The sequence below is a fragment of the Pseudomonas sp. TJI-51 genome (genome assembly GCF_000190455.2).
Lineage (GTDB): Bacteria > Pseudomonadota > Gammaproteobacteria > Pseudomonadales > Pseudomonadaceae > Aquipseudomonas > Aquipseudomonas juntendi.
Map to the genome: position 1 here is coordinate 8,943 of NZ_AEWE02000092.1, position 8,117 is coordinate 17,059.

Annotated in this window: 7 protein-coding genes; all 7 read left to right on the plus strand. The window is 60.6% G+C overall.

The features are described 5' to 3' along the window. Positions 1-56: 56 nt before the first annotated feature. The 7 genes from apaG to G1E_RS19595 all read left to right on the plus strand — a co-directional run bounded on the left by apaG (position 57) and on the right by G1E_RS19595 (position 8,034). Positions 57-437, plus strand: a complete 381-nt coding sequence (gene apaG, locus G1E_RS19565) for a Co2+/Mg2+ efflux protein ApaG (protein ID WP_009685236.1) — start codon at positions 57-59, stop codon at positions 435-437. Next, positions 437-1,303 carry a symmetrical bis(5'-nucleosyl)-tetraphosphatase gene (locus tag G1E_RS19570; RefSeq protein WP_009685235.1) on the plus strand — a complete coding sequence of 289 codons (867 nt, stop codon included), beginning with the start codon at positions 437-439 and terminating at the stop codon, positions 1,301-1,303. The genes apaG and G1E_RS19570 overlap by 1 nt, the downstream gene beginning before the upstream one ends. Before the next feature lie 14 nt (positions 1,304-1,317). Next, positions 1,318-1,650: a thiosulfate sulfurtransferase GlpE gene (gene glpE, locus G1E_RS19575; protein WP_009685234.1), complete on the plus strand. Its 333-nt coding sequence runs from the start codon at positions 1,318-1,320 to the stop codon at positions 1,648-1,650. A gap of 284 nt (positions 1,651-1,934) precedes the next feature. Continuing rightward, positions 1,935-3,857, plus strand: coding sequence for a PrkA family serine protein kinase (locus tag G1E_RS19580; protein ID WP_009685233.1), 1,923 nt, complete (start codon positions 1,935-1,937; stop codon positions 3,855-3,857). A 175-nt stretch (positions 3,858-4,032) separates the two neighbouring features. Beyond that, positions 4,033-5,307 (plus strand): YeaH/YhbH family protein, encoded by a 1,275-nt coding sequence (locus G1E_RS19585; RefSeq protein WP_009685232.1) that lies wholly within the window; start codon positions 4,033-4,035, stop codon positions 5,305-5,307. After that, positions 5,304-6,872 carry a SpoVR family protein gene (locus G1E_RS19590; RefSeq protein ID WP_009685231.1) on the plus strand — a complete coding sequence of 523 codons (1,569 nt, stop codon included), beginning with the start codon at positions 5,304-5,306 and terminating at the stop codon, positions 6,870-6,872. The genes G1E_RS19585 and G1E_RS19590 overlap by 4 nt, the downstream gene beginning before the upstream one ends. A gap of 55 nt (positions 6,873-6,927) precedes the next feature. Beyond that, positions 6,928-8,034: a hypothetical protein gene (locus tag G1E_RS19595; protein ID WP_009685230.1), complete on the plus strand. Its 1,107-nt coding sequence runs from the start codon at positions 6,928-6,930 to the stop codon at positions 8,032-8,034. Positions 8,035-8,117 lie beyond the last annotated feature (83 nt).

An 8,117-nucleotide genomic window follows, 5' to 3' on the forward strand; every position in this document is an offset into this window, starting at 1 on the left:
CCCCCCCGCCAATGGCCTAGACTGCATTATTGCGTCAGTTCGCCCAAGGCCCTTGCATGTCCGACCCCCGCTATCAAATCGACGTCAGCGTCGTGACCCGCTACCTCATAGAGCAATCCGACCCGGAAAACAGTCGTTTCGCTTTCGCCTACACCATCACTGTGCAGAACAACGGCTCGCTGAAAGCCAAACTGCTGTCGCGCCACTGGCTGATCACCAACGGTGACGGCAAGGTCGAAGAAGTGCGCGGCGCCGGGGTGGTCGGCCAGCAGCCCAATATCGAGCCGGGCCAGAGCCACACCTACAGCAGTGGGGCTGTCATCAGCACCCGCGTAGGCACCATGCAGGGCAGCTACCAGATGTTTGCCGAAGACGGTAAACGTTTCGATGCCGAGATCGCCCCGTTTCGCCTGGCGGTGCCCGGGGCCCTGCACTGATGGCCACTTACGCCGTCGGCGACCTGCAGGGCTGCCTGCAGCCACTCAAATGCCTGCTCGAACGCGTACGCTTCGATCCCGCCGTGGACCGCCTGTGGCTGGTGGGCGACCTGGTCAACCGCGGCCCCGAGTCACTGCAAACGCTGCGCTTTCTGTACTCCATGCGCCAGTCCCTGGTCTGCGTGCTGGGCAACCACGACCTGCACCTGCTGGCCGCCTGGCATAACGTCGAGCGCCTGAAGAAAAGCGACACCTTGCGCGAGATCATCGAAGCGCCAGATGCGGATCAGTTGTTCGACTGGCTGCGCCAGCAAAAGCTGCTGCACTACGATGAGGCGCGGGGCGTTGCCATGGTTCATGCCGGCATCCCGCCGCAGTGGACGCTCGGGCAAGCCCTGAAGCTGGCTGACGAGGTGGAACAGGTGCTGCGCGATGACACTCGCCTGAAGTTGTACTTGGATGGCATGTACGGCAACGAGCCGAACAAGTGGAGCAAGAACCTCACCGGTATCGAGCGCCTGCGGGTCATCACCAACTACTTCACGCGCATGCGCTTCTGCACCGCAGAAGGCAAACTCGACCTCAAAAGCAAGGAAGGCCTGGGCACCGCGCCCAAAGGCTACAAACCCTGGTTTGCCCACAAGGACCGCCGCTCGCGGCACGTGAAGATCATCTTCGGCCACTGGGCCGCCCTTGAAGGGCGCGTCGACCAGCCTGACGTCATCGCCCTGGACACCGGCTGCGTGTGGGGCGGCGCCATGACCCTGTACAACCTCGACAGCGGCCAATACCACCGCTGCGACTGCGCCGCCGACGGCACCCTGCGCCAGCCGGCACAACCCACTACACTCAATGACCACACCTGAAGGAAGTAGTACCCATGAGCGAATTCAAGCGCATCCCTCCCGAGCAGGCCTTGGAGCTTCGCAAGCAAGAAGGTGCGGTCGTGGTCGATATCCGTGACTCGCAAGCCTTTGCTGCCGGCCACATTACCGGCGCCCGGCATCTGGATAACCATTCGGTTGCCGAGTTCATCCGCAATGCCGACCTCGACGCCCCCACCCTGGTGGTCTGCTACCACGGCAACTCCAGCCAGAGCGCTGCCGCCTACCTGGTAGGCCAGGGCTTTTCGGACGTGTACAGCGTCGACGGTGGTTTTGAACTGTGGCGCACCACCTACCCGGCCGAGACAGCCCAAGGCGCTGCCGAATAAATATTTTCATTTTTACTGCAGCCCGCGCCCTGCGCGGGCTTGCGGCTTACCTGACGAACGGTCGTTCGTAACTTCTGCACTCCTCGCCCCTTGACCTTGCAGATAACCAACTACGCTTAAGCTCAGGCCATCCAAAAAAGGGGAGAGCCGGTACACCGGCGTGCGGGTCATCGGTAGCGTAACAGGGTGTTCTGGGGGGTATACAGCAACTGGCGAACCCGGTTGCTTGCCAGCATCAGCTGACTGATCCGGCGTCGTCTCCACGTATCGAGCGAGGTGACGTCATGAGTATTTTTAGCCACTTCCAACAACGTTTCGAGTCAACGCGCCAGGAAGAACTCTCGCTGCAGGAGTACCTCGAGCTGTGCAAAGAGGATCGCAGTGCCTACGCATCGGCGGCCGAACGGCTGTTGCTGGCCATCGGTGAGCCAGAGCTGATCGACACCTCTACCAACTCCAGGCTGTCGCGCATTTTTTCCAACAAGGTGATCCGCCGCTATCCAGCCTTTGCCGACTTCCATGGCATGGAAGAGTGCATCGACCAGATCGTGTCCTACTTCCGCCACGCCGCCCAGGGCCTGGAAGAGAAGAAACAGATCCTCTACCTGCTGGGCCCGGTAGGTGGCGGCAAATCGTCGCTGGCGGAAAAACTCAAGCAGCTGATGGAGCGCGTACCGTTCTACGCCATCAAGGGCTCACCGGTGTTCGAATCGCCATTGGGCCTGTTCAACGCCACCGAAGACGGGGCCATTCTCGAGGAAGAGTTCGGCATCCCGCGGCGCTACCTCAACACCATCATGTCGCCCTGGGCAACCAAGCGGCTGCAGGAGTTCGGCGGCGATATTTCCAAATTCAAAGTGGTCAAGCTCTACCCTTCCATCCTCAACCAGATCGCCATCGCCAAGACCGAACCGGGCGATGAAAACAACCAGGACATCTCTGCCCTGGTCGGCAAGGTCGACATTCGCAAGCTCGAGGAATACCCACAGAACGACGCCGACGCCTACAGCTACTCGGGGGCACTGTGCCGGGCCAACCAGGGCCTGATGGAATTCGTGGAAATGTTCAAGGCGCCGATCAAGGTCCTGCACCCCTTGCTCACCGCCACCCAGGAAGGTAACTACAACAGTACCGAAGGCCTCGGGGCCATCCCGTACACCGGCATCCTGCTGGCCCACTCCAACGAATCGGAGTGGCACACCTTCCGTAACAACAAGAACAACGAAGCGTTCATCGACCGGATCTACATCGTCAAAGTGCCGTACTGCCTGCGCGTCAGCGACGAAATCAGGATCTACGACAAATTGCTGGTCAACAGTTCGCTGTCCAAGGCCCATTGCGCTCCGGACACGCTGAAAATGCTGGCGCAATTCACGGTGCTGTCGCGGCTCAAAGAGCCTGAAAACTCCAATATCTATTCGAAAATGCGCGTGTACGACGGTGAAAACCTCAAGGACACCGATCCGAAGGCCAAGTCGATTCAGGAATACCGCGACTCGGCCGGCGTCGACGAGGGCATGAATGGCCTGTCGACCCGCTTCGCCTTCAAGATCCTGTCCAAAGTGTTCAACTTCGACCCACACGAAATTGCCGCCAACCCCGTGCACCTGTTGTATGTGCTGGAGCAGCAGATCGAACAGGAACAGTTCCCTGCAGAAGTGCGCGAACGCTACCTGCGCTACCTGAAGGAGTACCTGGCACCGCGCTACATCGAGTTCATCGGCAAGGAAATCCAGACAGCGTACCTGGAGTCCTACAGCGAATACGGCCAGAACATCTTCGACCGCTATGTGCTGTACGCCGACTTCTGGATCCAGGACCAGGAATACCGCGACCCGGAAACCGGCGAGATCCTCAACCGCATCGCGCTCAACGAAGAGCTGGAGAAAATCGAGAAGCCGGCCGGCATCAGCAACCCGAAAGACTTCCGCAACGAGATCGTCAACTTCGTACTGCGCGCACGCGCCAACAACAATGGCAAGAACCCAAGCTGGCTGAGCTACGAAAAACTGCGGGTGGTGATCGAGAAGAAAATGTTCTCCAACACCGAAGACCTGCTGCCGGTCATCAGCTTCAATGCCAAAGCCAGCAAAGAGGACCAGAAGAAACACAACGACTTCGTCACCCGAATGGTGGAGCGTGGTTATACCGACAAGCAGGTGCGCCTGCTGTCGGAATGGTACCTGCGGGTCAGGAAATCGCAATAAAGCGGCAAGCCGCCTAGTGCCAAGCTACAAGCTGCAAGCCACAAGCTGGCTGGCGCCGGCGCATGCCAGGCGCCAGCATCTGCGGCAGCGATGGCTGCTTTTACTTGCAGCTTGAAGCTTACCGCTTGGCGTCGAGGGCTTGTGGCTTGCAGCTGCTCCAGCTACCGGAGGGACCATGAGCTACGTTATAGACCGCCGCCTGAACGGCAAGAACAAGAGCACGGTCAACCGCCAGCGCTTCCTGCGGCGGTACCGCGAACACATCAAGAAGGCCGTCGAAGAGGCGGTGAGCCGCCGCTCCATCATGGACATGGAACACGGCGAGCAGATCAGCATTCCCGGGCGTGATATCGACGAACCGGTGCTGCACCATGGCCGCGGGGGCAAACAGACCATCGTGCACCCCGGCAACAAGGAGTTCACTGCCGGTGAACACATACCCAGGCCGCAAGGCGGCGGCGGGGGTGGCGGCGGCCGTGGCAAGGCCGGCAACTCCGGCGAAGGCATGGACGAATTCGTCTTTCAGATCACCCAGGAAGAGTTCCTCGAATTCATGTTCGAAGACCTCGAATTGCCCAACCTGGTCAAACGCCACCTGACCGGTGCCGACACCTTCAAAACTGTGCGCGCCGGTATCGCCAACGAAGGCAACCCGTCGCGCATCAACATCGTGCGCACCCTGCGCTCGGCCCACGCCCGACGTATCGCCCTGACCGGCAGCAGCCGTGCCCTGCTGCGCGAAGCACAGAAAGAGCTGGCGCGCCTGCGCGCAGAGGAACCGGACAATTTCACCGATATCCAGGAAATCGAACAGGAAATCGAGCGCCTCAAGGCACGCATCAACCGCCTGCCGTTTCTCGACACCTTCGACCTCAAGTACAACCTGCTGGTCAAGCAACCCAACCCCAGCTCAAAGGCGGTGATGTTCTGCCTGATGGACGTGTCCGGTTCGATGACCCAGGCGACCAAAGACATCGCCAAGCGCTTCTTCATCCTGCTGTATCTGTTCCTCAAGCGTAATTACGACCGCATCGAAGTCGTGTTCATTCGCCACCACACCAGTGCCCGCGAAGTGGACGAGGAAGAATTTTTCTACTCGCGGGAAACCGGGGGCACCATCGTTTCCAGCGCACTCAAGCTAATGCAGGAGATCATGGCTGAACGCTACCCGGCCAGTGACTGGAACATCTATGCTGCCCAGGCGTCCGACGGCGACAACTGGAACGACGACTCGCCAATCTGCCGCGATATCCTGGCCAAGCAGATCATGCCGCACGTGCAGTACTACACTTACGTCGAAATCACCCCCCGTGAGCACCAGGCGCTGTGGTACGAATACGAACGCATCGGCGAGGCCTTCCCCGACACGTTTGCCCAACAGCAGCTGGTATCGGCCGGCGACATCTACCCGGTCTTCCGTGAACTCTTCCAGCGCAGGTTAGCCACATGACCGCCAGAGCACAGAGACGCCAACCCATTTCCACCGGGTCCGAATGGACGTTCGAACTGATCCAGACCTACGACCGGGAAATCAGCCGCCTGGCCGAGCGCTACGCCCTGGACACCTACCCCAACCAGATCGAGGTGATCACGGCCGAGCAGATGATGGACGCCTACGCTTCCGTCGGCATGCCGCTGGGCTATCACCACTGGTCCTACGGCAAGCAGTTCCTCAGCACGGAAAAGTCCTATAGCCGTGGCCAGATGGGCCTGGCCTACGAGATCGTGATCAACTCCGACCCCTGCATCGCTTACCTGATGGAAGAGAACACCATGTGCATGCAGGCACTGGTGATCGCCCATGCCTGCTATGGGCATAACAGCTTCTTCAAAGGCAACTACCTGTTCCGCACCTGGACGGATGCCAGCTCGATCATCGACTACCTGGTGTTCGCCAAGCAGTACATCGCGCAGTGCGAGGAACGCCACGGCATTGACGCCGTGGAAGACCTGATCGACTCCTGCCATGCCCTGATGAACTACGGCGTAGACCGCTACAAGCGGCCCTACCCTATTTCCGCCGAAGAGGAGCGGCGCCGGCAACAGGAGCGGGAGGAACACCTGCAGCGGCAGATCAACGACCTGTGGCGGACCATCCCGAAAAGCGCCGACAAGGGCAATGACCGCGATGAAGGGCGCTTCCCCGCCGAGCCGCAGGAAAACATCCTGTATTTCATCGAAAAGAACGCCCCGCTGCTGGAACCCTGGCAACGGGAAGTGGTGCGCATCGTGCGCAAGATAGCCCAGTATTTCTACCCGCAGCGCCAGACCCAGGTGATGAACGAAGGCTGGGCAACCTTCTGGCACTACACCCTGATGAACGACTTGTACGACGAGGGGCTGATAACCGAAGGCTTCATGATGGAGTTCCTGCAGTCGCACACCAGTGTGGTGTTCCAGCCTGGTTTCGACAGCCCGTACTACAGCGGCATCAACCCTTACGCGCTGGGCTTTGCGATGTACACCGACATCCGCCGCATGTGCGAGAACCCAACCGAAGAGGATCGCCACTGGTTCCCCGACATTGCCGGCAGTGATTGGCTTTCTACCATCAAGTTCGCCATGAGCAGCTTCAAGGACGAGAGTTTCATCCTGCAATACCTGTCGCCCAAGGTAATGCGCGACCTCAAGCTGTTCAGCATTCTCGATGATGACCAACGGGACGATCTGCTGGTACCGGCCATTCACGACGAGTCGGGTTACCGGCTCATTCGCGAGCAACTGGCAGCTCAGTACAACCTGGGCAACCGTGAGCCGAACGTGCAGATCTGGAGTGTCGACCGCCGTGGGGACCGCTCCCTCACCCTGCGTCACCAGCAGCACAACCGCAAACCGCTCGGCGACTCGACCGACGAAGTCCTCAAGCACCTGCATCGGCTGTGGGGCTTCGATATCCACCTGGAGACCGTGCAAGGCGAGCAGGTGGTCAAGACCCACCACATGCCGCCACGCGGCGAGCACGGCGACGGCGGCGAATACGGCCGCATGGACCTGGCGGTGATTCACCATCTCTGAAGCCACGCCATGACTGCCGGCGGGTTATGCTGTCGGCAGTTATGGAGAGTTGCTCATGCACATTTACAAGGTTGGCGGTGCCGTACGTGACCGCCTGCTCGGCCGACCGGTCAGCGATATCGACTGGCTGGTGGTCGGTGCCAGCGTCGAGGAAATGCTGGCCAAGGGTTACCGCCCGGTCGGCGCCGACTTCCCGGTATTCCTGCACCCGAAAACCGGCGAGGAATACGCCCTGGCCCGTACCGAACGCAAAAGCGGGCGCGGCTACGGTGGCTTCACCTTCCATGCCAGCCCCGACGTAACCCTGGAAGAAGACCTGATCCGCCGCGACCTGACCATCAATGCCATGGCCGAGGATGAGGCCGGGCAGGTTCATGACCCTTACCAGGGCGCGCGGGATCTGGACCAACGCCTGTTACGCCACGTTTCCCCAGCGTTCGCTGAAGACCCCCTGCGTGTGCTGCGGGTGGCGCGCTTTGCTGCGCGCTATGCACCCTTGGGCTTTCGGGTGGCCGATGAAACCTTGGAGCTGATGCGCCAGATCAGTGCCTCGGGCGAATTGCAGGCATTGACTGCAGAGCGCAGCTGGAAGGAGATCGAGCGCGCGCTGATGGAGGCGCAGCCGCAGGTGTTCTTCCAGGTCCTGCATGCGTGCGCCGCCCTCCGGGAACTGTTGCCTGAGCTTGATAGCGCTCCCCAAGCCCTGGCTGCGCTGGAACAAGCAGCTGCGCATCACCAGCCCCTGCACGTGCGCTGGGCCTGCCTGTTGCACCAGTTGCCCCCCGCCTCGATCAAGACCGTCAACCAACGCCTCAAGGCGCCGCGGGAATGCCAGGAGCTGGCCCTGCTGACGGGGGAGTGCCTGGTGCAGGCGGATCAGGCGCTGCAGCTGCCTGCCATGTCACTGCTGGCGCTGTTGCAGAAGTTCGATGTGTACCGGCGCCCGCAGCGGTTTGAGGATTTCCTGGCTGCCTGCGAGATGGTGGCACTGGGGAATTGCAAAGCGGGTTATCCACAGGGCGAGTACTTGCGTGGCGCTGCGGCAGCGGCGCGGGCGGTGGATGTGAAGCCGCTTGTGCAGGCAGGGCTGACTGGCCAGGCACTGGGCGAAGCGCTCAAAGCGCAGCGGCTGAAAGCGCTTGAGGCTTACCGGCACTGTTAGTGCTACCGGCCCTTTCGCGGCTAAAGCCGCTCCCACAGGTAGTGCGCCAACGTGAAGGCAACACAGCCCCTGTGGGAGATTCT